This is a genomic window from Streptomyces sp. sk2.1 (assembly GCF_008120935.1).
Classification (GTDB): domain Bacteria; phylum Actinomycetota; class Actinomycetes; order Streptomycetales; family Streptomycetaceae; genus Streptomyces.
Genome location: NZ_RDBO01000253.1, coordinates 1 through 640 on the forward strand (window position 1 = coordinate 1; position 640 = coordinate 640).

At 74.4% G+C, this 640-nt stretch carries 1 pseudogene; it reads left to right on the top strand.

The features are described from left to right. Positions 1-219: pseudogene (locus EAO76_RS43375) on the top strand (hypothetical protein); the annotation flags it as partial. Positions 220-640: the final 421 nt, after the last annotated feature.

A 640-nucleotide genomic window follows, 5' to 3' on the forward strand; every position in this document is an offset into this window, starting at 1 on the left:
GACGAACACCGCCCACCGACGAACACCGCCCACCAGGCCATCGTGAACGCCTCCAACCAGCACCCCGACCAGGCATCCAGGGCTCGTGAACTGCACGAACTCCTCGGCACGCCCACCCACGAGGCGTCCGTCAACATCACCCGCAGCCGCCTCGGACGCCTCACCCGCCAAGGCTTCCTCACCCAACCCGAACGCGGCCACTACCAGAAACGGACTTAACGTCCACTCAGATCCGCCGCACCTATGCACCCCGGGGCCGGACCCCGCTCCTGCGGCACCGGCTGAACTGGAAACGGGCGTCGATGGCCGCGGCCCTCGGCTATCACGCCACCAACCCCGATCGCGGTCCGCGCCTGTGTTTTCACCTCAAGCCCGGCAGCTACGACACAGCCCGGCGCGGTGAGGCGGCGGCGCCGGGGCCGCGGGGCGGGGCCGCGGAGTAGGTGGTCGACAGCGCGAAGCGGTGAAGCGGCGGCCCGCAGGGCCGCGGCGGCGCGGCCGTGGCCGGGCCGCCGACGCGGCAGGAACCCGGGGCGCGGGGCCGGGCCCAACCGGCCACCGACCGCGGTACAGCACGGAACGCGGGGCGCGGCGCCCCGGCAGCCCGGCACAGCAGCGGGACGGCGGCGCGAGGGGAACC